At 73.6% G+C, this 24,446-nt stretch carries 20 protein-coding genes and 1 pseudogene; 9 read left to right on the top strand and 12 right to left on the bottom strand.

Annotated features, from left to right (window positions below; genetic code table 11):
• Positions 1-174: 174 nt before the first annotated feature.
• On the top strand, positions 175-1,065 hold the full coding sequence (locus tag CP967_RS22380) for a TIGR03620 family F420-dependent LLM class oxidoreductase (RefSeq protein ID WP_150489678.1): 891 nt from the start codon (positions 175-177) through the stop codon (positions 1,063-1,065).
• A gap of 75 nt (positions 1,066-1,140) precedes the next feature.
• Here the strand turns inward: CP967_RS22380 and CP967_RS22385 are convergent, their stop codons facing one another.
• Positions 1,141-2,049: a LysR family transcriptional regulator gene (locus CP967_RS22385; protein ID WP_150489679.1), complete on the bottom strand. Its 909-nt coding sequence runs from the start codon at positions 2,047-2,049 to the stop codon at positions 1,141-1,143.
• Between the two features lie 108 nt (positions 2,050-2,157).
• Here CP967_RS22385 and CP967_RS22390 point away from each other — a divergent pair, with 108 nt between their 5' ends.
• The gene (locus CP967_RS22390; protein ID WP_150489680.1) at positions 2,158-3,123 is read left to right on the top strand and encodes an EamA family transporter; all 966 of its coding nucleotides are present in this window, start codon (positions 2,158-2,160) and stop codon (positions 3,121-3,123) included.
• Positions 3,124-3,205: 82 nt separating this feature from the next.
• Here CP967_RS22390 and CP967_RS22395 read toward each other — a convergent pair whose 3' ends face one another.
• The 7 genes from CP967_RS22395 to CP967_RS22425 all read right to left on the bottom strand — a co-directional run bounded on the left by CP967_RS22395 (position 3,206) and on the right by CP967_RS22425 (position 11,427).
• Complete coding sequence (locus tag CP967_RS22395; RefSeq protein WP_150489681.1) at positions 3,206-3,994, bottom strand: sugar phosphate isomerase/epimerase family protein; 789 nt, start codon at positions 3,992-3,994, stop codon at positions 3,206-3,208.
• Between the two features lie 196 nt (positions 3,995-4,190).
• Positions 4,191-4,784, bottom strand: a complete 594-nt coding sequence (locus tag CP967_RS22400) for a GAF domain-containing protein (protein ID WP_150489682.1) — start codon at positions 4,782-4,784, stop codon at positions 4,191-4,193.
• A complete protein-coding gene (locus CP967_RS22405) occupies positions 4,768-5,652 on the bottom strand; it encodes a S8 family peptidase (protein WP_150489683.1) in 885 nt (294 codons plus the stop codon). Before CP967_RS22405 ends, CP967_RS22400 begins: the two co-directional genes overlap by 17 nt.
• 3 nt (positions 5,653-5,655) lie before the next feature.
• Positions 5,656-9,108: an adenylate/guanylate cyclase domain-containing protein gene (locus CP967_RS22410; RefSeq protein WP_150489684.1), complete on the bottom strand. Its 3,453-nt coding sequence runs from the start codon at positions 9,106-9,108 to the stop codon at positions 5,656-5,658.
• Between the two features lie 119 nt (positions 9,109-9,227).
• Positions 9,228-9,467: an aroma-sacti cluster domain-containing protein gene (locus CP967_RS22415; RefSeq protein ID WP_229888353.1), complete on the bottom strand. Its 240-nt coding sequence runs from the start codon at positions 9,465-9,467 to the stop codon at positions 9,228-9,230.
• On the bottom strand, positions 9,464-10,165 hold the full coding sequence (locus CP967_RS22420; protein ID WP_229888365.1) for an iron-containing redox enzyme family protein: 702 nt from the start codon (positions 10,163-10,165) through the stop codon (positions 9,464-9,466). Before CP967_RS22420 ends, CP967_RS22415 begins: the two co-directional genes overlap by 4 nt.
• Positions 10,166-10,338: 173 nt before the next feature.
• Positions 10,339-11,427: a radical SAM family protein gene (locus CP967_RS22425; protein ID WP_150489685.1), complete on the bottom strand. Its 1,089-nt coding sequence runs from the start codon at positions 11,425-11,427 to the stop codon at positions 10,339-10,341.
• Positions 11,428-11,789: 362 nt separating this feature from the next.
• Between CP967_RS22425 and CP967_RS34100 the strand changes: the two genes are divergently transcribed.
• The 3 genes from CP967_RS34100 (at position 11,790) to lanKC (ending at position 16,294) form a co-directional block, all read left to right on the top strand.
• Entirely contained in the window at positions 11,790-11,948 is a 159-nt protein-coding gene (locus tag CP967_RS34100) for a hypothetical protein (protein WP_167535418.1), read from the top strand.
• A gap of 290 nt (positions 11,949-12,238) precedes the next feature.
• Positions 12,239-13,546, top strand: coding sequence for an MFS transporter (locus CP967_RS22430; RefSeq protein WP_150489686.1), 1,308 nt, complete (start codon positions 12,239-12,241; stop codon positions 13,544-13,546).
• Positions 13,547-13,696: 150 nt separating this feature from the next.
• On the top strand, positions 13,697-16,294 hold the full coding sequence (gene lanKC / locus CP967_RS22435) for a class III lanthionine synthetase LanKC (protein WP_150489687.1): 2,598 nt from the start codon (positions 13,697-13,699) through the stop codon (positions 16,292-16,294).
• An 82-nt stretch (positions 16,295-16,376) separates the two neighbouring features.
• Here the strand turns inward: lanKC and CP967_RS22440 are convergent, their stop codons facing one another.
• Complete coding sequence (locus CP967_RS22440) at positions 16,377-18,209, bottom strand: AfsR/SARP family transcriptional regulator (protein ID WP_150489688.1); 1,833 nt, start codon at positions 18,207-18,209, stop codon at positions 16,377-16,379.
• A 544-nt stretch (positions 18,210-18,753) separates the two neighbouring features.
• On the opposite strand from CP967_RS22440, the pseudogene CP967_RS22445 reads away from it, so the two are divergent.
• Positions 18,754-19,107 (top strand): annotated as a pseudogene (locus tag CP967_RS22445) (MarR family transcriptional regulator); the annotation flags it as partial.
• Between the two features lie 132 nt (positions 19,108-19,239).
• Here CP967_RS22445 and CP967_RS22450 read toward each other — a convergent pair.
• A complete protein-coding gene (locus tag CP967_RS22450; protein ID WP_150489689.1) occupies positions 19,240-20,019 on the bottom strand; it encodes a helix-turn-helix domain-containing protein in 780 nt (259 codons plus the stop codon).
• A gap of 380 nt (positions 20,020-20,399) precedes the next feature.
• On the opposite strand from CP967_RS22450, the gene CP967_RS22460 reads away from it, so the two are divergent.
• Both CP967_RS22460 and CP967_RS22465 read left to right on the top strand, forming a co-directional pair.
• Positions 20,400-20,864, top strand: a complete 465-nt coding sequence (locus tag CP967_RS22460) for a glycine-rich domain-containing protein (protein ID WP_150489690.1) — start codon at positions 20,400-20,402, stop codon at positions 20,862-20,864.
• A gap of 51 nt (positions 20,865-20,915) precedes the next feature.
• Positions 20,916-21,614, top strand: a complete 699-nt coding sequence (locus CP967_RS22465; RefSeq protein ID WP_229888352.1) for a class I SAM-dependent methyltransferase — start codon at positions 20,916-20,918, stop codon at positions 21,612-21,614.
• Between the two features lie 243 nt (positions 21,615-21,857).
• On the opposite strand, the gene CP967_RS22470 is transcribed toward CP967_RS22465, so the two are convergent.
• Positions 21,858-22,675 (bottom strand): IS5 family transposase gene (locus tag CP967_RS22470; protein WP_150491928.1). Its coding sequence is split into 2 segments (ribosomal slippage): positions 21,858-22,333 and positions 22,333-22,675, totalling 819 coding nucleotides; the frame shifts between segments, so codons are not numbered across the junction.
• Between the two features lie 80 nt (positions 22,676-22,755).
• Here CP967_RS22470 and CP967_RS22475 point away from each other — a divergent pair.
• Positions 22,756-23,564 (top strand): IS5 family transposase gene (locus tag CP967_RS22475; protein WP_373300327.1). Its coding sequence is split into 2 segments (ribosomal slippage): positions 22,756-23,104 and positions 23,104-23,564, totalling 810 coding nucleotides; the frame shifts between segments, so codons are not numbered across the junction.
• Here CP967_RS22475 and CP967_RS22480 read toward each other — a convergent pair.
• A complete protein-coding gene (locus CP967_RS22480) occupies positions 23,554-24,297 on the bottom strand; it encodes a recombinase family protein (RefSeq protein WP_150489692.1) in 744 nt (247 codons plus the stop codon). The genes CP967_RS22475 and CP967_RS22480 overlap by 11 nt on opposite strands.
• Positions 24,298-24,446 lie beyond the last annotated feature (149 nt).

Here is a 24,446-nt window from a genome sequence, read left to right on the forward strand (position 1 = left end):
ACGACTGGGGCGTGTTCCGAAAGTCCCGCCTGTCCGGCGATGCCCGGCGCACCACGCTCCCGCACGCCGCCACGCGGGCACTCGTCCTCCCGGCCGCACCGCCCGGCCGTGCGCCGGAACGGGTGAATCCCGCCCGCCCGGGAATAGCGGGCGCGGGACGCTGTTGGCCCGGTCATGACTTCTCAGAAGCACGAGACATTCGGACGGGTCGGTATCTGGAGCAGTGCCCTGCACATGTCGCGGACGGACGACGCGGGAGGGAAGGCGATCGCCGAGGCGGCCAGGGAGCTGGAGGAGCTGGGTTTCGGCACGATCTGGCTCGGCGGCAGCCCCTCGCCCGAGGACGCCGCGGCCCTCGTCGAAGCCACCCGCACCGCCACCGTCGCCACCGGCATCCTGAGCATCTGGGACCACACGGCCGAGGCGGTCGCGGCACGGATCGCGGCGATCGACGCGGACGCGCGCGGGCGGTTCGTCCTCGGCCTGGGTGTCAGCCACGGCCCGATGGTGCCGCAGTACTCCAAGCCGTACAGCGCGATGGTCGCCTACCTCGACGCCCTCGACGCCGCCGCCCCGCCGGTGGAACCCGGACGCCGGGTCCTCGCCGCGCTCGGCCCGAAGATGCTGGAGCTGGCGGCCGGCCGGGCGCTCGGCGCCCACCCCTACCTCGTCACCACCGAGCACACCGCCGAGGCCCGTGAGGCGCTCGGCTCCGACGCGCTGCTCGCCCCGGAGCTGACGGTGGTGCTCGACACCGACCCCGACCGGGCCCGCACCACCGCGCGGAACATGCTGGGGATGTACCTCCAGCTGCCCAACTACACCGACAACCTGTTGCGGCTGGGGTTCGCGGAGAGCGACTTCGACGGCGGCGGCAGCGTCCGCCTCCTCGACGCCCTCTTCGCCCTGGGCGACGCCGAGCGGGTGAAGGACAGGACCCGGGCGTACCTCGACGCCGGGGCCGACCACGTCGCGCTCCAGGTCCTCACCGCCGCCGAGGGCGGTGGCGGGCTGCCGCTCGCCGAATGGCGCGAACTGGCCGCGGTGTTCGGCGACGAACTGTAGGAGCGGGTCAGGGTCCGCTGTCGGTCAGGTCCGCTGCCGGGCCGGGTGCCACCCGGGTCCGGCAGCGGAACCGGCTCAGCTCAGCCCGGCCTCCGCGCCCCGCTCCCGCAACGCCTCCACCGCCGCGGTGATCGCGGGCCGGCGCGCGGCGCGGGCGCGCCAGAGCGCGTACAGCCGCCGTACCGGCACGGGGTCGAGCCGCACCGCCACCACCCCCGGCGGCAGCGGCCCACGGCCCAGCCGGGGGACCATCGCCACCCCGAGCCCGGCCTCGACCAGGGCGAGCTGGGTGTGGTTCTCCTCGGCCTGATGCCGGATGTCGGGCTCGCACCCGGCCGCCCGCAGCGTGCGTACGAGCCAGTCGTGGCAGACCGTGCCGGGCGGCTGGCACACCCAGCGCTCCTGGGCGAGGTCCTCTCTGCGTACCGCCCGGCGGCCGGCGAAGGGGTGCCCCGCCGGGACCAGGAGATCGCACTGGTCGTCCCCGATCACCGCCTGCGCCACCCCCTGCGGAGCGGGCAGCGGGGCGATGTCCCAGTCGTGCGCGACGGCCAGGTCGATGACGCCCTTCGCCACCAGGTCCACCGAGAGGTGCGGGTCGACCTCCGTCAGCCGGACGTCCAGCGCGGGGTGGGCCCGCTCCAGACCGGCCAGCACCCCGGGCAGCAGCCCGCGCGCCGCCGACGCGAACGCGCCGATCGACAGCCGCCCGGTCGGCAGGCCCCGGCGCTCCTCCAGCGTGGTCTCCGCCTGTTCCACGATCGCCAGCAACCGCTGGGCGGTGGAAGCCAGGTGCAGGGCCTCCTCGGTGAGCGCCACCCCGCGCCCGCGGCGCTCCAGCAGCGTCGTACGGGTCTCCCGCTCCAGCTTGGTGATCTGCTGGGAGACCGCCGAGGCGGTGTAGCCCAGCGCCGAGGCGGCACCCGCCACCGAGCCGTGGACGGACACGGCATGCAGGGCGCGCAGCCGGGAAAGGTCGAGCACCGGAACCTCCCGGAGGGGCGGGCGAGGCGGAACGGACAGCAGCACTTAATCCAACCATGTAGAAATCCGCGCTGGTGCTACATGGTCTCTGCACCTGATCCTCGGTGCATGCGTCCCCTCCACATCGCCCTGGCCGTGCTCGTCACCGCCGTCTGGGGTGTGAACTTCGTCGTCATCGAGCTCGGTCTCGACCACTTCCCGCCCCTGCTCTTCTCCGCGCTGCGCTTCCTCGTCGCCGCCCTGCCCGCCGTGTTCTTCGTCGGCCGCCCCAAGGTCGCCTGGAAGTGGATCGTCGGTGTGGGCCTCGCCCTGGGGGTGGCCAAGTTCGGGCTGCTGTTCATCGGGATGGACCGGGGGATGCCCGCCGGGCTCTCCTCCCTCGTCCTCCAGGTCCAGGCGGTCTTCACCGCGCTCTTCGCGGCACTGGTCCTGTCCGAACGCCCGGGGAGGACCAGGGTCCTGGGGATGTGCGTGGCGCTCGCCGGCATCGGGCTGGCCGCCGTGGACGAGGGCGCGAGCGGGCCCGTGCTCGCCTTCGTCCTGGTCGTCGCGGCGGCGGCCTGCTGGGGCGTCTCCAACATCCTCACCCGCAGGGCCGCCCCGCCCGACTCCCTCAACTTCATGGTGTGGGTCTCGACCGTCCCCGTACTGCCGCTGCTCGGCCTGTCCCTGCTGTTCGAGGGCTGGGACCGCGACACGGAGGCGCTCGCCTCGCTGGACCCGGGCGGCGCGGGCGCCCTCCTCTACGTCGCCTGGGTCGCCACCGTCTTCGGTTTCGGGGCCTGGGGCTTCCTGCTCCGCCACCATCCGGCGTCCTCGGTGGCGCCGTTCAGCCTGCTCGTACCGGTCTTCGGGATGTCCTCGGCCGCCCTGTTCCTCGGCGAGACGGTCAGCCCGCTGCGCTGGTGCGCGGCCGGCCTCCTGGTCGGCGGGGTGGCCCTGACCTCACTGGCCCGCCCCCGGCCGGCGGCCGTACCAAGGCCCGGGTCCGTACCGGGGTCCGGGTCCGTGCCGGGGCCGGGGCCGGGGCAGGAGCGGGTGCCGGAACCGCGGCCGGAGACGGTGAAGGGCTGAGCCGCTCCCCGGGTGCCGGACTGTCCCCCGGGCGTGCGGGGCCGCCTCCGGGGTGCGCGGGGCCGTCCCCCGGGCTGCGGGGCTACTCCTTGGGGGCGCCGAGGCGCAGCAGGTGTTCCCGCCCCGCGGACAGCATCCGCGGCAGCTCCGCCGCGTCCGGGTACCACCGCTTCTCGTACTCCCAGCAGACCCAGTCACCCGGGTCCAGCAGGTCCAGGCAGGTCTTCAGCGGCAGCACCCCGGCGCCCAGGGCCAGCGGGGTGGTGTCCTCGGGCGACGCGATGTCCTTGACCTGGACGTATCCCAGGTGCGGGGCCAGCACCGCGTGGGAGGCCACCGGTTCCTCACCGGCCAGCCAGGTGTGCATCACATCCCAGACCGCCCCGATCTGCCGGTGTCCGACCGTCCCCGCCACCCGGGCCACGTCGGCTCCCGCGGGGTGCGAGTCATGGGTCTCCAGGAGGATGCGTACGCCCTGGTCGGCGGCGTGCGGTGCGGCGGCTCCCAGCCGCCGGGCGGCGATCGGGCCGGCCTCGGCCGGGTCCTGGTCGCCGCCGCCGGGGAACACCCGGACATAGGGCGCGCCCAGGTCGTGGGCCAGGTCCACCAGCCCCGCCAGTGCGGCCAGTACGGGTCCGTCCTCACCCGGGGCGGCCACGCGCGTGTATCCGGCGACGGCCAGGATCTCCACCCCGGCCCGCCCGAACTCCTCGGCCACCGAAGCCCGTTCGACCGGTCCGAGACCGGGGTGGACCGGTTCCTCGGGGTGGGCGCGCAGCTCCACCCCCTGGTATCCGTGTGCGGCGGCCAGCCGTGCCACCTCGGTCACCGGCACACCCGGCACTCCGAGGGTCGAGAAAGCGAGCTTCACGGTCCGTCCTTCCGTCGGTGCCTTCGACGCGGCCGGGACGTGCCCGGCGTTCCCGTACCGGCCGTCACCTGGGGGAACGGCCGGTCCCGGGCTCCTGCCCACCGGACCGGCCGCCAATCCCGTACGCCCGTCAGCGTACGGCCCGTCAGCCCGTCAGCCCGTCAGCCCGTAACCCGACAGCCGTCGGCCCAGGCCGTCAGCCCGTGCCCCGCAGCAGCCGCTCCAGGCTTCCGAGCAGTTGCAGCGCGTCCTCGCGGCGCTCGTCGTCCAGGGGGCCGGCGGCCGGGGCGCCCGGGAAGGCGGGCGGCCGGGAGACCACCCGCAGGGCGGCCGCCGCCTGCCGGGCGAACATCGCCAGCAGATCCAGCTCGCCCAGCTGCGACCGTGCCTGGGGCGAGGGGTCCAGCACCTCCAGCACCCCCAGCACCCGGGAGTCGCTGATCAGCGGGGCCGCCATCAACGCGTCCGGTACGTAGCGGGTGGACTCCGCCAGTGAGCGGTCGAAGGCGGTGTCGTGGCTGAGGTCGTCGACGACCATCGGCTCGCCCGAGGTCGCCACCCAGCCGGCGATACCGCGCCCCGCGGGGAACCGGCGGCCCACCAGGAACTCCTCGCCCTCGCCGGAGACCGCCTGGAAGACCAGCTCGCCCGCCTCCTCGTCGAGCAGGCAGACCGAACTCGCCGCCGCCCCGAAGATCGCACGGGCCACGTCGACGACCGACTGGAGCAGTTCGCGCCGGGCGACGTCGGCCGGGGCGAGAGCGAGGGTGACGTCAGTTCTCGGAGTCATCACGGATATCTCCTGCCGCTGGGGAGGGACGCGGACCGGCGTGCACATTGGCCGCGGAGAGATAGAGGGCGTTCTTGAGCTGGAAGGCCGTCATCCTGGGGTGCCCGGACAGCACCCGGGCGCAGAGCCCGGCGACGTACGGGGTGGCGAAGCTGTTCCCGGTCGTGCGGATCGTCCTGCCGCCCAGCCAGGGCACCGACACGTTCTGCCCCGGCCCGAAGAACTCCACCGGGGGGTCCGGGTTGTACAGGTGCAGTTCGGGGTCGTCCTCCTGGTGGCTGCCCACCGAGATCACCGAGGCGAACCGCCAGGGGAAGCTCTCCACCGGGGTGTTGTGCGCCGACGCCACGAGCACCGTACGGCCGAAGTAGGCGCGGTCGGCGAGGCTGTGCAGCTCCTCGGCGAACCGGGTCCTGGTGGTCGACAGACTGAGGTTCACCACGTCGAAGCGCTGCTCCACGGCCCACCGCAGCCCCGCCATCAGCACGTCGCCCGTCCCGGAGAAACGCTCCCCGAGGACCCGGACACTGTGGATCTCGCAGTCCGGCGCGGTACGGCGGATGATGCCCGCGCACGCGGTGCCGTGCCCGCAGGTGTCCCCGGTGGTGGTCGGCTCGACCGTGATCGTGCCGCTGGTCCCGTCCTTGACCACCACCCAGGAGCCGGCCACCTCGCCGACCAGCGGATGGTCGCGTTCCACCCCCGAATCCACCACACACACCCGCACACCGCGCCCCCGGGCGTGCGGCGCGGGACGGCCGCCCGCCGGTCCCGGGTCCGCGGGCACCGGCACGTCGTCCGGTCCCCGGCCCCGCAGACTCCAGGTCAGGCCCTGCCCCGGCGCCGTACCCGTCACGGTTCCGCCCATCGGTCAGCTCCTCTCCGTCGTGGTCGCCATGGCCTGCTCCGGCAGCAGACCGGCCGCCCGGCGGACCCCGGGCAGATGGCCCTTGCCCGCGAAGTACTCCCCGGCGGTGCGCGCCCGGGCCAGTGCCTCCGCCCGCCGCCCCAGCAGCGCCAGCGTGCGGGCCCGGTCCAGCTCGGCCGTCGCCTGGACCAGCGGGGAGTCGGTCAGCAGGGACGCCCGGACCGCGCGGTCGGCGTGCGCCCCGGCCTCGGCGGACCTGCCGTCCGCGGCGGCCAGCCGGCCCCGCATCCCCTCCAGGTCCACCGCGTCCGCGTGGCTCAGATCCACCGGGTCGCCGATGCCGCCGAGCCAGGCGGCGGCCCTCTCCGGCCGGTCCTCGTCCAGCTCGATCCGGGCCGCGTCCAGTGCCACCGCCGTCCGCATCCCCACCGCACCGGCCCGCCGGGCCGCCGCGTCGGCGCGCCCGAGCAGTTCCAGCGCCGGGCCGCTACGGCCCGACAGCGACTCCACCGCGGCCCGGAACACCGGCAGGAAGACCTCCGCCTCGGCGAACCGGAGCTTTTGGGCCAGCGCCTCGGCCTCGGACAGGCAGGCGTGGGCCCGGCCGGGCCGGTCGTCGAGCGCGTACAGCACGGCCAGCGGGCAGTTCAGGGTCAGCCGGACCGTCGGGCGGCCGTGGCCGTGCGCCTCCAGCAGGGCACGGCAGCGGGCCACCGCCTCCGGCACCGGCAGCGGCCCGCGCCACAGGGAGATGCCGATGGCCCCCAGCGCCCCGGCGCGCTCGGGCTCGGCCCCGGCCAGCACCGCCTGCTCCAGGGCCCGTGCCTGGTCGCGTTCCGCCTCCTCGTGCCGCCCGGCCTGCTGGAGGCGCTGGGCGAGCCGCAGATGGGCGCGGGCCAGGCCCACCGCGTCCCCGGCCGCCTCGAAGACCGGCAGCACCGCGCGGGCCGTGGCGGCGAGACCGGGCCCCGGGCCGCCGGGGTCCAGCACCACCAGGGCCAGCCGCGCGTGGGCGGCCTCCACCGGCGCGGACTCCAGGTCCCGTACGCGCCGCAGCAGCCGGGCCCCGCCCTCGGTATCCCCGAGCGCGACACGGACCTCACCGAGCCGGCGCAGCGAACCCGCGTCCTCGGGGTCCAGAGCGGAGGCCCGCTCCAGCAGGCTCTCGGCCCAGGACAGGTCGGAGCGGGCGGCGGCCTGGGCCCCGGCCCGGCCGAGCGCCCGTGCCGCCCGGACGCGCAGCCGCCCGGTCAGGTCGTCGAGCAGTCCCAGCTCGGCGCGGAAGCGGTAGGCGCGCTCCAGATGGCCGCCGACGGCGCCGTCCCCGGCCCGCAGCACGCTGGGCAGCTCCGCCGCCCAGGCGTGGCGGTCCGCCTTGGCACGCTTGGACAGCGAGTCGTAGGTCACCTCGTGGACCAGGCCGCTGCTGAAGCGGTACCCCGAGAGCTCCTGCGGCCGCGGCGGCACCGGCGGTACCGGCGGTTCCGGTGTCCCTGAGGCCCCCTGCGGTCGCGGGGCCCCTGGGGTTCCCAGGTCTCCCGGGGCTCCTGGAGGCCCCGGGGCTCCTGGGGGTCGCGGGGCCTCCGGGCCCCTGGGCGGCGCCCACTCGACCAGGCGCCGCCGGCTCAGTGCCGCCAGGGTCTCCTCGACCCGCCGCAGGTGCGGTCCACGGCCGGCCGGTGAGGCGGCCCCGCCGGGGGGCGTGCGGTGCTCGGCGTACCGGGCGGCGTCCTCCAGCAGTACCAGTTCCGCCGCGGTGAACTCCCGGCCGATCACGGCGGCCAGATCCACCAGGGTGCGTTCCGTCCTGGCCAGCGCCCCGAGGCGGGCACCCAGCAGCGCCTGCAGGGTGGGCGGCAGACCGGCCGCCGTGCCACCGGCCCCCGCCCCGTCGCCCCGGTCCGTGACCAGCAGCTGCTCCAGATAGAGCGGATTGCCCTCCGCGCGGGCCAGCAGCCGTTCGTCGACCGGCGCGGTACGTCCGTCGAGCCGGGCCAGACGCGAGGCGAGCAGGGCGGCCTGCTTTGGGGGCAGCCCGGTGAGCTGGAGGCAGTCCGCGTTCCCGGCCGACCCGTCCGGGCGGCCCACACAGAGCACCAGCACCCCCGCGGGCCCCGGATGCTCCGTCAGCCGCTCCAGGGTGCGCGTGAGCAGAGGCGCCGCCGCGTGCGCGTCGTCCAGCACCAGCACGACCGGCCGCTCCCGGGCGGCCCTGGCCAGCACCGTCGTCAGGGCGGCGCACATGTCCTCGAAGGAGGCGTTCGGCGTCCCGTCGTACAGCAGCCCCGCCGAGAGCAGGGCCATCGCGTCGTCGGCCGCCTCCCCGGTCCCGGCCGCCTCCCCGGTCCCGGGCTCGGATCCGGTCCCGGGCATGGATCCGGACCCTGGAATGGACCCGGACCCGGACCCGGACATGGTTCCGCTTCCGGCCCCGTGGCCCCCGCCGTCCTCGCCGGCCCGGCCGCTCCCGTCGTCCTCCGTACGGGGGCCGGCCGCGCGCACGGCCGAGGACGGCAGGGCGCGCAGCGCGTCGGCGAGCGGGGTGAGTGTTCCCTGGTCCCCGTGGTCGCGGCAGCGCCCGGCCCCGTAGGAGAGTGCGCCCGAGGCGGACCGGCGCGCCAGCCACTCACGTACCAGCCGGGTCTTCCCGGTGCCCGCCTCCCCGGTGATCCGGAGCAGTCCCGCGCCCCCGTCCCCGACGGTCTTCGCCAACGCCGCGTCCAGGGCGCGCTGTTCACCCTCACGCCCGACGAAGGGGACGTCGAAGCGGCGCATCAGCGCCGGGTCGTCCGCGCCCAGCGCGATCAGCCGGTAGGCGTCCACACGGTCCTGCTTGCCCTTGAGGAGGAGCGGCCCGGTGGGTTCCGCCGACACCGTCGGCCCGGCGGCCAGCAGGGTTTCCGGTCCGATGAGGATCTCGCCGGCGGCGGCGTTCTGCTCCAGCCGGGCGGCGATGTTGACGGTCTCACCCGACACCAGGGCCTGACGGGCCGTCGCGTCGCCACCGGCCACCACCTGGCCGGTGTTGACCCCGATCCGGACCGCCAGCCGGACCCCGAGCGTGGCGTGCAGCTCCTCGTTGAGCCCGGCCAGCGCCTCCCGCATGGCGAGCGCCGCGGCCAGCGCGCGCCGGGCGTCGTCCTCGCGGACCACGGGGACCCCGAACACCGCCATCACGGCGTCGCCGATGAACTTCTCCGGGGTGCCCCCGTGGGCGGTGATCCGGCCGCTCATCGCCTCGAAGTACCGCAGGGTCACCGTGCGCAGGGTCTCCGGGTCCAGCACCCCCGACAACGCGGTCGACCCGACGAGATCGCAGAAGAGCACCGTCACCGGCTTGCGCTCGTCCTCGACGGGGGCGGGGACGGCCGCGGGGGCCCCGGCGCACGGGGCGCCGCAGGACATGCAGAACCGGGCCTCGGGCGGCAGGTCCTGACGGCATGAGGAACAGGTCATGAGGGGGGTTCCTTCTCTCGGGGCCGGGCGGTACGCGACGGCGGGCCGGACCGCGCGGACCGGACCGGCCCGGCCCGGTCCGCGCGGACACCGGCCCGTGACCGCACCCGGGCGCGGTCTCAGAACAGGGCGCCGCCGGCTATCTCGCCGTGCGCCCGCACCTCGGGTTCGACCGCGTCCAGCCGGCTCTTGATGTCGAGCAGCACCGCCAGTTCCGCCGGGGTGAGTTCGCTGAGTACCTGACGCTGTTCCTCGCTGAGCAGATCGACGGGCAGGCCCGCCTCGTACAGCGCGGCGGACAGCTCGGCCGGGCCGCTGCCGCCGGGCTGCGGGGGTCCGCTGCCGGGTGGTCGGGTCATGGTGTGACTCCCATCGGTGAGGAGGGTCCGGCTCCCCGGAGCGACGGCGCCGCAACGGGGCGCCCGAGCCGGACGAACAGCCGGGTGAGCGCGTCGAGGGAGTGCATGGCGCTGACCGTCACGTCCGCCTCCTGGGCGCGGGTCAGCGGCAGCCGGTCCAGCAGCGTGTACAGCTCGTCGAGATGACCGGTGTCGAGCACCGCGTGCTCCCGTACGGTCCGCAGAGCGGTCTCGGGGAGGCCGGTCGCGGCGGTGATCCGGGACGTCAGGCCGGGTGCGGGGGCGTAGCCCTCCAGGACGGCGATGTACCCGAGCAGCGCGACGGGGTGGTGGTGCTCGATCCAGTAGTACTGGGGGCCGGCGAGCGCGGCGACGGCCGGCGGGGGCATCGGCAGGAGCGCGTCCTCGCCCGCCGCACCGGCCGCGGCCAGGTCCTCCAGCAGCCAGGCGTCGTGCCCCTCCTCCTCCCGGATGTGCTCGGCCAGGTACCCGGCCAGCGGCCCGGCCACCGGGTCGCCGCAGGACTCCAGCAGCAGCGCGCGCTCCCGGGCCCGCAGCATCAGGGGTACGGAGGCCCGCACCACCGCGTGCATGGCGCACAGATACGTGCGGTAGCGCGGCAGCAGGTCCTCCGGGCGCCACAGGCGGTCCATGGCCCCGCGCAGACCGCCGTCCAGCAGCCGCAGCGCCACCCGCAACCGGGCGGAGGCACGCGGCGGGGCGCTCGCCGGGGCGCCCGGGGGAGCGCCGCCCGTCGCGGCGCTCCCCGGTGACCTCCCCGGCGCCGCCTCCGGAGCGTTCCCCCGCGCGCCCACCGGCGCCTTCCCCGGCGCGCCCGCCCGCGCGTCCGCCTCCACGCCTGCCCACGCGTTCACCGGGAGCCGCCCGGCACACCGTCCGGGGCGCCCGCCGCGACCAGCGGTGCGTACGCGGCGCAGCCGTGGCGCCGCACCACCCCCACCGCGCCCTCCGCGGCTCCCTGCCGGGCCGCGGCCAGGTCCAGCAGCGCACCGGCCGGTCCCGCCGCCACCGACCGGGCGTCGGCGGCCACCCGCGCGTCCCCGCCCAGTGACCGGCAGCCCTCGCAGTACCCGCCGGCGGCGGGGACGCCGGAGCGTGCGGCCAGATGGGCGGGGCCGACGGTACGGATCATGCGCAGTACCGGGGACTCCACCGCCCGGCGGCGTACGGCCGCCCAGTCGTCGGTGGCGATATGGCCCAGCCGCAGATGGGCGGGCGCGGGCCGCCGGTCCACGGTGTCCTGGTTGCAGCAGGCGAGCACCGTGCCGTCGAAGGCCACCACGGGCCAGGCGGCCATCGCGCACGGCGACACCGCGTCCCCGGCCGGTCCGGTACGGGCGGGGGCGGCCCAGGAGGCCGCACGGCCGAACGCCCGCACCTCGTTCACCAGGGACGGCACCCGGCCGCCGAACTCCTCCTCGACGGCCCGGGTCACCTCCGCGAGATAGGGATCGTCCGCACCGGTGCCGGTGAGGTGGAAACTCACCGCGACCCCCAGCTCCCGGATCCGGTGCACGGCCCGGAAGACGTCCGCGCGCGGCACCTCCCGCTCGTGGTGGAGGTCGAGACTGGCGGAGAAGTGGTCCACTTCCCCGATCGCCCGCAGGAGAGGCGCGGGAATGTGCCGGGAACGGGCGAAGAACATGCCGCTGAGCAGGGCCGTACGCGATCCGGCCGCACGGGCCGCCGCGCTCAGCTCCCGTACGAGGCCGGGCAGCAGCAGCGGTTCACCACCGGTCAGCATGACCACGTCGGGCCGGTCCGTCCCGGTGAACGACCGGACGAAGCGCACCAGGCTTGCCGCTTCTGGTTCCTGACGTGCCGTCATGTTCGAGCCGGTCGAGCAGTGGGCGCACGTCAGGGGGCAGCGCCGGGTCAGGGAGAGCAGCAGGCCGGCGGCCGGGAAGGGCCGCCGGCCGACGAGTTCGCCGAGTTCCATGCGGGCCGCCTCCATCTCGGGACCGGGAGCGCGGGTACCGTGGGGGCCGCTTCCTGCGGACCCACCGGCGTGCGCGGAAGTCTTCCCAGGGTGTGACCCGCCGGTTCGGCGGCGGTCCACCCGCGCTTCAAAAGCGGTATGGGCCCAGCTCGGCCGGGGTCAGGGCCCACCGCGGGGCCCGCCTGCCGGCGGTCACAACCCCGGTGGGCTGGGCCGATACCGGAGCCATACCGCCGCCGAAGCGTTCGCCAGGCCGGCCCTCCTAACTTTCTCGGCAACGGCAGGCAACAGCCCGCCGCACCGGAACCCCGGCACCTCAGGGCCCCCGGCACCAGCGCAGTGACGAGTGGACGGAGACCACCATGTCCGAGAACACCAAGCCCGCGGCCGACGACAACAACGAGACCGAGACCCCCGAGGTCGAGGCGCACTCCGTGCTGGACCTCCAGGAGACGGCCGTCGACAAGGTCGTGGTCCCGGGCAGCTGTGTCAGCGTGATCAGCGTCGTCATGGAGAACTGACCGGACGCACCGGGACGGCGCCACGGAGGCCCACCTCCCGCCGTGGCGCCCGGCCGGCCGGTGATGTGGGGCGGTTCCGTCACGGCGGAACCGCCCCGCCGTCGCTTCCGGCCCGACAGCCCGGCCCGACAGCCCGGCCCGGCCGAACGGTCCGGCCGGACGGCCCGGACCGACGCGGCCCACCCGGCCCGACCGCCCCTCGCAGTACCCCCGGGGACCCCGTCCCCGGCCGGCGGCCCGGACCGGGCCGCGCCCTTCGTCACGGCCCCGACCGACACCGGGAGTTCACGATGACCAAGCCGCTGCGCGACAACAGGGACTTCCGGCTGCTCTGGCTGAGCGGCCTCTTCGCGGTCCTGGGGGCGCAGATGAGCGCCCTCGCCCTTCCCCTGCTGGTACTCAAGGAGACCGGTTCCGCGGTGCAGGCCGGTGCCGTCGGAACGGTGTCCGTGGGGGCCGTCCTGATCACCATGCTGCCCGGCGGGGTGATGGCGGACCGTGTCGAACGCCGCCGGCTGATGAGGCTGTGCGACGTCGGCAGCCTGACCGTCGTCACCGCTCTCACCGTGGCCGTCTGGTCCGGGCACGCCCCCATGCCGCTCGTCCTGCTCGTCGCCGCGGCGGGCGCGATCCTCAGCAGTATCTACGGACCGGCCGTCTTCGGCCTGATGCGCGCGGTGGTCCCGGCCGACCAGATGGGCACCGCCACCGCACGCCTCCAGGCCCGCACCCACACGGCCCGGCTGGTCGGACCGCTCCTCGGGGGAGCCCTGTTCGGTATCCACCCGGCCCTGCCGTTCGCGGCCGAGGCGCTGGGCCTGCTGCTCTCGACCGTCTGCGTGACCCTCGTACGCACCCGCTCCCGGGCGAGGAAGACGGCGGGCGCGGTGTTCAGCAGACGCGAACTGCTGGCGGGCCTGACGTTCCTGTGGAAGATCCCCTACCTGCGGACGGTCCTCCTCGTCTTCGGCCTGGGCATGAACTTCGCGTTCGGGGCGCTCACCTTCACCGCGCTGACCGCGTTCTCCGAAGGGGGACGCTCCGGCGTCGGCGGCGGATTCGTCATCACCTGTGTCTCCGCCGGGGCGCTGGCCGGGGCACTGCTCGCGCCGAGGATCGGCCCCGACCGGCACTCCCGGGCCCTGATCCTCGCCACCTGCTGGGCCTGTGTGACGGCCGCCGGGGTGATGGCCTGGACCGAGCAGTCCCTGGTGGCCGGGATCATGTGCGCGCTCTGCATGTGCCTGTCGACGATCGCCAGCATCGGATTCCTCTCCAAGCTGCTGATCGTGACCCCGGACGAACGGGTGGGCCGGGTACAGAGCGCGGCGGGCTTCCTCTCCTCCATGGTCCAGCCGTTCGGCCCGCTGGCCGGCGGTGCCCTGCTGTCCGCCTTCGGCGCCCGCTGGGCCTTCGTCCTGACCGGCTGTGTGCTGGCGGGGTCCGCCCTGGTGGTCACCTTCGCCCCCTCGGCGCGGACCGTACCGGAACCGCACGACGACGCGGCGGAACCCTCCGGCCCGCCCGGGGCCGCCCCGCCCGGGGCCGGTGCCGACCGCGCGGCGGCCGGCGCGCCCCGCGCCGACCTCGGGGACTGATCCGCGGTCCGTGGCCCTCCGGGCCCCACCGCCCCACCGCCCCCGCCACCGTCCGTGCCCCGGGCGGGCCCCGGAAAGTCCGGAGAAGCCCCGAGAACTTCCGAGAACTTACGAGAACTTCCGAGAAGTTCCGAGCAGAGAGAGCCGAACGTGCCAGGCATCCAGGAAATGCAGCTGTACTGCCTCGCCGACCGTACGTACTACGACACCCCGGACCGGCTGCCCGACGCGGAGTCCCGGTACCGGCTCGACACCGACCCGCCGCCCGAGGGATGGCGCCGCGAGGCCGTGGGACTGTGGACCTCGCTGGTGCCCGAGCACGCCGCACCGGCCGAACAGGGCTGGAAGATCCACGTGTCCGCCGTCCCCGGCGAGGCCGAGGCCACCCTGAGGGACACCGCCCGGATCTGCCTCCGCCACGGCGTACCGTTCAAGTTCCTGCGCAGCGAACGGGCGTTGCTGCTGATGGCGGACAAGTACATGAACCGCAGCGGGGCGGGCAAGTTCATCGCGGTCTACCCGCCCGACGAGACGGTGTTCCTGGCCCTGGCCGACGAACTCTCCCGGGCCCTGGCCGGGCGCAGCGGCCCCTACATCCTCAGCGACCTGCGGATCGGTGACGCACCGGTCCACACACGCTACGGGGCCTTCGTCCCCCGCTGGTGCACCGATGCCGAGGGCCGCCGGGTCCTCGCCCTGCGGGACCCCTCCGGGAAGCTGGTACCGGACGAACGCGGAGTGGTCTTCCGGGTGCCCGCGTGGGTCGAGGTGCCCGCGGCCCTGCGGCCGCACCTCGCGGCGCGCGCCGCCGCCCGCGACGACACCTTCCCCTACACGGTCACCAAGGCCCTCCAGTTCTCCAACGCGGGCGGGATCTACCTGGCCACCCACCGGGAGACGGGCCGGCGGGTGGTGCTGCGCGAGGCGCGTCCGCACTGCGGCCTCGACAGTGCGGGCGACGACGCCGTCACCCGTCTGCACCGCGAGTACCGGGCGCTGACCGCACTGGCCGGACTGGACTGCGTGCCCGAGGTCCACGGGGTACGGACCGTCTGGGAGCACCACTTCCTGATCGAGGAGCACATCGAGGGGCACACCCTGCTGGAGGAGATCACCGCCCGCTTCTCCCTCGTACGCGGGGCGCGGACGGTGGAAGACCTCGCCCCCTACGTCGCCTGGGCCGACTCGGTGGTGGACGGGCTCGCCCGGGCACTGGAGGCGATCCACGCACGCGGACTGCGCTTCGGCGACCTGCACCCCTCCAACATCATCGTCCGGCCCGACGGACGCGTCGCCCTCGTCGACTTCGAGTACGCCACCGCGCTCGACGACGAGGACACCCCGCTGGCCGGGGCCCAGGGCCTCCAGGCACCCCCGGGGACCCCGGGGGCGGAGGCCGACGCCTACGCGTTGTGGGCGACCTGGCTCACCCTCCTGGTGCCGGTCACAGAGATGGCCGGACTGGAACGGGCGAAGGCCCTCACCCTGGAACGCTGGGCCCGGCGGCGCTACGGGCTGCCGGCCGACGCGGGCCCGCCCCGGCCCCGGCTGCTCGACGGCATCGACGCCTCACGGCGGCGCGAGGCCGGGGTGGCCGCCCTGTTCGAAGGGCCGGACGTGGACTGGGCGGGCATCCGTACCCGCCTGCTGTCCGGTATCCACGCCGGAGCCACCCCCGCACGGAAGGACCGCCTCTTCCCCGGCGCCCCGGGCCTCTTCGCCACCGGCGGGACGGACCTCGCCAACGGGGCGGCCGGAGTCCTGTACGCCCTGCACCGGGTGGGCGCCCCCGTCCCCGGCGAGTGGACCGACTGGCTGGCGGCGGCGGCGCTCCGCAGGGACCCCGCCGGTGCGGGCGGGCTCTTCGACGGACTGCCGGGCACCGCCCTGGTGCTCACGCTCCTGGGCCGTACCGAGCAGGGACGGGAACTGTGGGACCGCGCCCTGTCCGCCGCCCCGCCCGTCTCGGCGGACCTGCTCACCGGGCGCGCGGGCATCGCGCTCGCCGCACTGCGGATGGCCCGGACCGGTGGAGCGGCCCCCGACAGCCGGCTGACCGACACCGCCCTGGCCACCGCCCGGGACCTGGACCGGCTGGCACGGGACGGCGGACCGGTGGACGGCATGCGCCTCCCGGAGTCCGCGGGACTGCTGCGCGGGCTGAGCGGAGCCGCCCTCCTCCACCTGGAACTGCACGCCCTGACCGGCGAACCGTGGCTGCGCGAGGCCGCGCGCACCGCCCTGGCACGCGAGACCGGACACATCGTCACCATGCCCGACGGCACACGCCAGGTACGCGAGGGCCAGCGCCACCTGCTCTACCTCGGCCAGGGGAGCTCAGGGGTCGCGCTGGTGGCCCAGGCGTACACCGACCGGTACGAGGACGAGGCCCTGAGCGCCCTGATCCCGGGGGTACGCCAGGGATGCGCCGTGGAGTTCGTCCGCGAACCGGGCCTGTTCACCGGACGCGCGGGCCTCGCCGCCGCCGCCGGCCAGCTCGACCCCGTGACCCGGACCGGGCCCGGCGTCCTGACCTCCGTACGCAACCTCGCCTGGCACCTCGTCGCCGACGGGGACCACCTGCTCGTCCCGGGCTCGGCGCTGCGGCGCTTCTCCGCCGACCTCGCCACCGGAGCGGCGGGGCTGCTGCTCGCCCTGCACTTCCTGTCCGGGGGGCGGGACGTGGCGGGGCAGGAGCAGGCCGGGGGAGGGACCCCCGGCCTGCTGGACCTGCTCACCCTCGGCTGAGCCCCGGGAGCCTGAGAGCCCCTGGGGGCTGACCGGCCCCGGGGACCCGAAGCCCCCGGGGACCCGAAGCCCCCGGGGCCGGTCAGACCCCGCCCCGGCCCGCGCTCTCACGGGCGTACAGACAGAGCAGGCGGGGCACTTCGTACAGCGCGGCGTGGGCGGTGACCTCACCGGCGGGCGAGGTCACCGCACCGGTGTCGATGAGGGCCTCGACCGCCCGGATGGCCTCCCGCGCGTCGCAGCCCAGCGCCGCCATCGCCCCGTCCAGGGTGAAACCGCCCTCCTCCCACGCGGCCCCGGCGAGCCGCGCCAGCGCACGGCGGTGGGAGGCGCCGAGGTCCTGCCAGCCCGCCGCGATCCGGGAGCGTACGGACACGTCCCCGGCCACCAGTTCGTCCAGTGCGACCGCCGGATCGTCGAGCCGGGCGGCGTACTCCGCCAGCGGAAGGTGCCGCAGCACCGCCAGCCGCATGCCGCTCACCGTCACCGCCAGCGGCAGGCACCCACAGGCCCGTACGATCCGCAGCGCCGCCACCGGATCGGTGCGCAGGCGGTCCGGCCCGGTCAGCCGCCCCAGTACCTCCAGCGCCTCCTCCTCCGAGAACGGGTCCAGCGCGATCCGGTGGACCGGCGCGAGCCCGGCCAGCTGACCACGGGCGGTGAGGACCGCGGAGGACGCCCCCGACCGGGGCAGCAGCCCGCGCACCGACGCCTCGTCCGCCACATCGTCCAGGACGACCAGGGCCCGGTGCCCCGACAGCCAGTCCTGCCACGCGTTCTCGGCCTGCGCCGGATCCGGCCGGACCGGCCCGGACACCCCGCACAGCCGGACCAGCTCCTCCAGCATGTCGTTACGGGCACGCGCCGCCCCGTCGTCCCGGCGGGCCCGGACGTGCACCCGGCCGTCGGGGAAACGATCCGCCAGCAGCCGGGCCGCCCGCACGGCCAGTGCCGACTTGCCCGACCCGGCCGGGCCCGTGACGACGAGCACACCCCCCTCCTCGCCCCCGCAGACCTCCCGCAGCCGCGCCAGTTCGTCCTCACGGCCGGTGAAGTCCCGGGCGTGCGCGGGCAGCGACGCCCCCAGGACGGCGGCCCGCGCGCCGGCCGGCCGGGACGCCGGGCCCCGGCCGAGCACCTTCCCGTAGAGCGCGGTCATCGCCGCACTCGGGTCCAGGCCCAGCTCCCTCGCCAGCAACTGCCGGTAGTCGTCGTACGCCGCCAGCGCCTCGGCCTGCCGGCCGGACTGGTGCAGCGCGTTCATCCAGGCCGCCCGTAACCGTTCGCGCAGCGGATGCCGCTCCACCAGGTCCCGCAGCCCGTCCACCGTGACGGCCGCCCGGCCCGTCTCGATCTCCGCCTCCGCCCAGTCCTCGTAGACCGTCAGGCAACGCGCCTCCAGCCGCTCCGCCTCCTCCGCCACCCCGGCCGAGTCCCGCAGGTCGTGCAGCGGCGGCCGCTCGCCCCACAGGTCCAGCGCCTCCCGCAACAGCCGCGCCGCGCCCCGCAGGTCACCCCGCTCACCGGCCGCCCGGCCCGCCCGGGCCAGCGCACCGAACCGCAGGGTGTCCAGCTCGCCCTCGGCGATCCGCAGCCGGTAGCCGCCGCAGTCGTGCACCAGCCGCTCCCGCGCCCCCTCCTCCGCCGCCCCGAACAGCGCCCGCGCGGCACTGACGTAGACCTGGAGGTTCTTGCGGGCCGTACGCGGCGGATCCTCCGGCCACACCACATCGGTCAGCACATCGACCGGTACGGGGGTGTTGGGGCGGGACAGCAGCGTGGCCAGCACCAGCCGCTGTTTACGCGGACCGAGCGGCAGCGGACTCCCGCCGGCCACGGCCGAGAGCGGACCGAGCAGCGAGAAGTACACCGGGCCGGTGGAGCCAGGGCTTCTGACGGGGGCGGGGCGGGGCATCAGCGCCTCCTGGGCGGGGGACGGGCGACAGGCTGCCGTACGCCGCGATCCTGCCGCGCACCCCGGAACCCCCACATCGGTACCGCCCCCGCATCTTCCGCCCCGCACCCCCGCCCCCTACGGGCCCGGGCCCCCATACGGGGGGCGCGGTGCCCCCATTCCGGAGTGGCGCCACGGTGGGAGGCAGTGGCCCGTCGTACGCCGTGCAGCGTCCCGGGTTCCGAGTCCCGGGTTCCGGGGGCGGCGGCTCACTCTTTCGTGGGTGCGGGGGAGGGGTGTGGGCCCGGGGCTTGAGTGTCGGGATTCGGGGGCCGGGATCCGGGTTCCGGGGTTCGAGCGGTGTGGGTTTCCGGGAGGGGAAAGAAGAAAGAGGGAGGGAGACCTTCCGCCCTCCCACCCCGTCACGGCCAGCAAGTATGACTATTCGTGAGCGAGTTGCGGCGGAGTGTCACGGCTGTTTACGGTGCCCCCAACGAATCGACCCCGACGCGGTGCTGACAACACCGGCCGGGGTCTCACCCCACGATCGAACGAGAGCGATCCTGTGGCTACCGAGCACCTTAGCCCTGCCCTGTCCGCGCCCGCAGTCTCGCGCCCTTATGCCAGGGCCCACGCCGGTTACGGCAAGCGCACGGCCCCGGAACAACGTCCGGCCCGCGCCGATGACTTCGCGCTGCTGCCGGAGCGGGAGCGGTACATCGCCGGGTATGTGGACCGGTTGCCCGACGGTGGTGCGATGGATGTGAAGACGCTGGCCAAGTCCCTTCCGCCGTACGGGCAGATGGCTGTCGGCAGTGCGCTGCGGGCCCTGGGGGTGGCCGGTCATCTGCGGCGCGTACGCTGCCGGGTCGTCGGCGGGGACGGGCAGAGCCGCTGGGTGACCCGTACCTACTGGTCCCATCAGGTACCCCGTCGGGATATGCCTACCGGGGCACCGTACACCGGTGGTTGGCGCGCGTGCTGAGAGTCGCCCAGACAGCACGAAGCCCCGCCCGGCGGCTGCCAGACGGGGCAGAGGACGGGCAGCGCGTCACTCCGGCGGGCTGCTGTATCGCTCCAACGTCGCCTTGCTGGTGGACCGATCGACTAGACGCAGCTCCCAAGGTCCTGTGTTCACGTCGAAGTCCTTCCCGAACCCGACCCACTTCCCGGCCATGCGGCGGCCGGTCGGCTCTACGAGGAGCTGAACTGCTCCGTGGTACCGGGCGCCGTTGTAGTAGCCGTCCGAAGCGGTCTGCTCGACCCACGACCCGGTGACCACGTTGCGGTCAACGGTCAGATCCAGCGTGAGCGGGCTGTCCGGGTTGCTGCTGGCCCCGGGCAGGCTCTGAGCGGTCAGCCGGTTCCCGTGCTGGACGATCACGACGTAGTGCTTGCCCTCGTACGTATCCGCCCGGCTGGATGAGTAGAACTCATAGCGGCTGAGCCACACACCCGAGAACGTCTCGTCAGTCGCCTGTACGGCCTTCTGCGCGCCTACGGAGGCGGAGGTGACCCCGCCTGCTCCTGCGTCCATGTCGTGCCCTCCCTTGCCGTCAGTGCGGACTCTTGCCATCGGTACCGGGAGCGTGAAGCCCAGAGCCTCCACCGGGCGACCGGTGACCCGCTCCAACGCCCTGGAGTACACACCCCGGGGTGTCTTGCTTGTTCCGGATTCCCAGCGCTGCACCAGGCGTTTCGAAGCCTCGTTGGGCTCTCCCAGTTCTTCGCCCGCTCGGCGGATGGCCTTGGCGAAGTCGTCTTGGCTTAAGCGCAGGCCGATACGAACGGCCCGCAGCACATCATTCGGCACCACGGCGGTCGTCGTCATGACGTCAAAGCTAGACCGAACCGACGTTCAATGACACCCAATTGACGCCCTTGGAGGCGTCATTGACGCCCCTCCGAGTGACACCCCGGCGACGCCCTTTCCGTCGTCGCTCTGCCCTACCTCCTGGCAGGAACATCAAGGCGAACCGAGGGCAGCCACGTGGGAGGCAAGCGGATGACGATGACCATGCGGGTATCCCGCGACGGCGGACGGACGTACGGCGGCGAAGTCGTCTACCCGTCCGACCGGACCGTGAAGCCGCTGACCCCCATGGCTTCCGCCATGTGGCCCGCCTGCGAATGCCCTCGGTGCACCAGCCCCGCTCACGCACCATCCGCAGGGAACGGCTACCGCCATCCCTTGACGAGGAAGGCACAGACGTGACGATCACGCAGTACAGCCCCACCGAAGTTCAGAGCCTCATCAGCCCGGAACTTCGGGCGCTGCTCATCAAGGACGTACGCAAGACCTGGCCCGACCTCACCGACGACCTCGGCGAGCGCGGTGTGAACCAGACGGTGGCCTTCCTGGCCACCAGCACCCGGAGCGATGAGCCGCTCACCCCGTCCCTTCGGGTGGACCTGTTCTGGCACGCCTTCGTGCAGCGCACCGTGCCCTACGTCGCCTTCTCCCGTTCCCTCGGCGTGGACTACATCCACCACGTCCCCGACGAGGACGAGGGCGGCTCGGACCCCGAGGCCGGCCGCTCCGCCATGGCCCTGACCACGGCTGCCATCCGTGCGGCCGGGTTCACGATCGACTCCGAGTTCTGGCCGAACGAGGGCGCGGCGGACTGCTCGCAGTGCCACGCTGGCTGCACCGACAGCCCCGTCGGCGGGAAGTAGCTCCACCCAGTCGGCCAGCCGCCCGGTTCCCCACGCCGGGCGGCTGTGCCCGTGAACGAGAACGGAAGCGAAGTGTCTGACACCCGTAGTGCTGCCTGGGATGAGTACGCGCAGACCAAGCCCCAGAGGCGCACGACGAACGCACGTGGCGAGTCCACATGGTTCAACTGGACGCAGTACGCCGACCACGGCCCCGGGGCTGAGGTACTTGCCCTGAAGCTGGGTGAGACCGCGCTTGACCTTGGCTGTGGCGCGGGCGGGAACGCGGCCCACCTCGCCAGCCTCGGCATGCGGGCCGTGGGCATCGACCTCTCCCCCAAGCAGCTCGCGAAGGCGCGGGACCGGTGGTCCGATGTGGACGGGATGGAGCTGCACCAGGGCGACGCACTCACATACCTGGGAGAGACCTACACAGTCTTCGATGCGATCTACAGCGTGTTTGGGGCGGGCTGGTTCTCGGACCCCGGCCTGTTGCTCCCGATCGTTCACGCGAACCTCAAGCCTGGCGGTGTGTTCGCCATGTCCCAGCGTCCCCCGGTCGAAGGGTGCTACGGCTGTCAGGCGTCGTACATCCCGCGCGGGCCTGATGAGGACCCCGCCGTCGTCAAGCGGTGGGACTACGAACCTGATCTGTGGGCGCTGATCCTCAAGGAACACGGCTACGTCGATGTATCAGCCTCCGTGATCGCCCCGCCCCCGGGGAGTCGGCGCACGGGCACCCTGTTCGTCCGGGGCGTCCGAGGAGACTAGGACTTGGTGGCATCAGCCGGAACCGACGAAGGCCCCCGACAGCCACCCATCAGGGCAGCCGCCGGGGGCGGTGTCGTCAGAAATGCTCCGGGCAGTCGCAGACGACTCCCAGGGCCGCCGGGTCCGGGGCGGTTCCGGCTTCGGCGTGGAACAGCGATGCGAAGAGTGGCCACAGCGGATGCACGCCGATCTCCCTGGGCTCCTCATCGGCCAACACGCAAGCCAGTTCCCTAAGACCGTGTCCTATGTGGTGATCCGGAGGAGTCGTTTGTAGCAGCAGAGTGCTGCGGCGAGGCCGAGGAAGGCCAGGTAGTTGCGGGGGTGGCGTTCGTAGCGGTGGTTGAGGCGGCGGTAGCCGGTCAGCCAGGACATGGTGCGCTCGATGACCCATCTGCGGCGTCCTAGCCGTTCGCTGGACTCGACTCCCTTGCGGGCGATACGGACCCCGATGTGCTTGCCCCATAGCCATTTCCGCAGGTGAGGGACGTCGTACGCTTTGTCCGCATGTAGACGCTGGGGCTTGAAGTAGCGGCCGCGGTGGGGGTTGTGTCTCGTTTGGTGGCCCTCGATCATGGGCTTCAGGGCGAGGCTGTCGTGGGTGTTCGCCGCGGTGAGGCCGACGAGGAGGGGCAGTCCGTTCGCGTCCGACAGGACGTGCATCTTGGAGCCCGGCTTGCCCCTGTCCACGGGGCTCGGACCTGTGAGTTCGCCCCCTTTTTAGCCCTCACGTGGGCGGAGTCGAGGACTGCCCGGGAGAGGTCGAGGAGGCCGGCGTCGTCCAGGCGGTGCAGGATCTCCTCGTGGAGCCGACCCCAGACACCGGCTCTCGACCAGATGAGGAATCTGCGGTGGGCTGTCGACTTCGATATCCCGAAGCACGGCGGCAGGGCCCGCCAGGCGCATCCGCTGACCAGGACGTAGATGATCGCGGCGAACAGCGTCTCATCAGGCGTGTCCTGCGTCCCGCCGCCCTGCGGCCTCACCCTCGACGGCGGGATCAGCGGCTCCGCGATCTCCCACAGCCCGTCCGGAACAATCCAACTCCACGTACCCCGCCCCATACCGAGCCCAACGAGCAAAGCCCACATAGGACACGGTCTAAGAAGCCATCTCATTTGGGCGACTCGGTAGTCTGTGAGTCATGGTGGGGATCGTTGAGCGGCTGGTGCCGGACGAGTTGTGGGCGTTGTTCCAGCGGGTGGTGCCGGAGGCGCCGTCGCGGCCGCAGGGTGGTGGTCGGCGTCGGTACGGCGACCGGGAAGTACTGGCGGCGATCGTCTTCGTGGCCACGTCAGGTTGTACCTGGCAGCAGCTGCCTTCGGCGTCGTTCGGCCCGTCCGGAGCGACCGCCCACCGGCGGTTCTCGGAATGGTCGAAGGCCAGGGTGTGGGCCAGGCTGCACCGCCTGGTCCTCGACGAACTCGGTGCCCGCGGCGAGCTTGACTGGTCAAGGTGCGCGATCGACTCGGTGAACATGCGAGCCCTGAAAAGGGGGACCTGACAGGTCCGAATCCTGTCGACCGGGGCACGTACGGCTCGAAGATCCACCTGATCACCGAACGGACCGGTCTGCCCGTATCCGTCGGCATCTCCGGGGCCAACCTGCACGACAGCCAAGCCCTGATACCCCTCGTGAAGGGCATCCCGCCGATCCGCTCACGCCGCGGACGGCGCCGGCGCAAGCCCGCCAAACTCCACGCCGACAAAGGATACGACTACGTCCACCTGCGGCGATGGCTACGCGAACGCGGCATCACCCACCGCATCGCACGCAAGGGAGTCGAGCCCTCCCAACGGCTGGGCCGCCACCGCTGGACCGTGGAACGCACCATGGCCTGGCTCGCCGGCTTCCGCCGACTCCACCGACGCTACGAACACAAGGCCGACCACTTCTTCGCCTTCACCAGCATCGCCTGCACCCTCATCTGCTACCGCCGACTCACCAAATGAGATGACTTCTTATCTGCGAGCGCACCAGAGCGAACGCTTTCGGGTCCTCAGCGAGGTACGCCTTTCCGTCCCGGCGTTCCATCACGTACGGGAAGGGTGCGCGACCGGCGATCCAGCGGCCCTGTTCCCGCCGCTCTGCGTGTGCCGCCGTAACGCGATCCTGGATCATCTCCCGTTCCCACTGAGCGAGAGCGGCCAGGATGGTGGCCACAAGGTGACCGCCGGGCGTGGACGTGTTCAGGGCCCCGTCAGCAGTCGCCAGGGTGACGCCGTGTTCCTCGGACCACGTGACCAGCTTCAGGAACTCCGACACGGAGCGTGCGAAGCGATCGAGCTTCCACGCGATCACGACGCGCGGGCGGTCCACGAGGATGCGGGCCATGCCTTCGGTGCGGGACTCCAGCGCGGACGCGCCGGACACGTCTTCGTCGATGTACTCAACGGCGGTGTCGGGGTCGAGTCCCAGGGCGACCGCCTGAGCGCGGCAGGCTCGGCGCTGGACCGCGAGGGATGAGGATTCATCCGAGGAGATCGACAGGCGGAGGCTGAAGGCAAGCTCAGGCCGGACGGGCGTGGGGTTCGCAAGGGCTGTCACATCAGCGCCGGAGCGGGTGACGTGCCTCTTGACGGGCGCAGACGGCTTCGGGGTGGTCATGCCCGGCGTCTGGGGTGCCGATTGCTTAGGCGTGCTGAGCTGCACGGATGCGCTGGGAGCGAGGGTCTTCGTCGTCATGCGTGTGCTGGAGCGCAAGGGTGTCCCCTGGATGTCCTAGGGGGGTACCCATTGGTCCCGTACCGCCCGCGACAGCGAGTGGTGGAACACCTTCACCCAGGGTGTCGCCCAGGCTGCCCCGGAGGCCGTTGCCCCGCAGCCCCGGGTGG

It is taken from the genome of Streptomyces nitrosporeus (assembly GCF_008704555.1).
In the GTDB taxonomy this organism is placed as follows: Bacteria; Actinomycetota; Actinomycetes; order Streptomycetales; family Streptomycetaceae; genus Streptomyces; species Streptomyces nitrosporeus.

Bases quoted from the DNA above. Each gene is read 5' to 3' on its own strand.
- CP967_RS22380 (WP_150489678.1), top strand. From the start codon at position 175: ATGACTTCTCAGAAGCACGAGACATTCGGACGGGTCGGTATCTGGAGC.
- CP967_RS22390 (WP_150489680.1), top strand. From the start codon at position 2,158: ATGCGTCCCCTCCACATCGCCCTGGCCGTGCTCGTCACCGCCGTCTGG.
- CP967_RS22400 (WP_150489682.1), bottom strand. From the start codon at position 4,784: ATGACTCCGAGAACTGACGTCACCCTCGCTCTCGCCCCGGCCGACGTC.
- CP967_RS22405 (WP_150489683.1), bottom strand. From the start codon at position 5,652: ATGGGCGGAACCGTGACGGGTACGGCGCCGGGGCAGGGCCTGACCTGG.
- CP967_RS22410 (WP_150489684.1), bottom strand. From the start codon at position 9,108: ATGACCTGTTCCTCATGCCGTCAGGACCTGCCGCCCGAGGCCCGGTTC.
- CP967_RS22415 (WP_229888353.1), bottom strand. From the start codon at position 9,467: ATGACCCGACCACCCGGCAGCGGACCCCCGCAGCCCGGCGGCAGCGGC.
- CP967_RS22425 (WP_150489685.1), bottom strand. From the start codon at position 11,427: ATGGAACTCGGCGAACTCGTCGGCCGGCGGCCCTTCCCGGCCGCCGGC.
- CP967_RS34100 (WP_167535418.1), top strand. From the start codon at position 11,790: ATGTCCGAGAACACCAAGCCCGCGGCCGACGACAACAACGAGACCGAG.
- CP967_RS22430 (WP_150489686.1), top strand. From the start codon at position 12,239: ATGACCAAGCCGCTGCGCGACAACAGGGACTTCCGGCTGCTCTGGCTG.
- CP967_RS22440 (WP_150489688.1), bottom strand. From the start codon at position 18,209: ATGCCCCGCCCCGCCCCCGTCAGAAGCCCTGGCTCCACCGGCCCGGTG.
- CP967_RS22450 (WP_150489689.1), bottom strand. From the start codon at position 20,019: ATGACGACGACCGCCGTGGTGCCGAATGATGTGCTGCGGGCCGTTCGT.
- CP967_RS22480 (WP_150489692.1), bottom strand. From the start codon at position 24,297: ATGACGACGAAGACCCTCGCTCCCAGCGCATCCGTGCAGCTCAGCACG.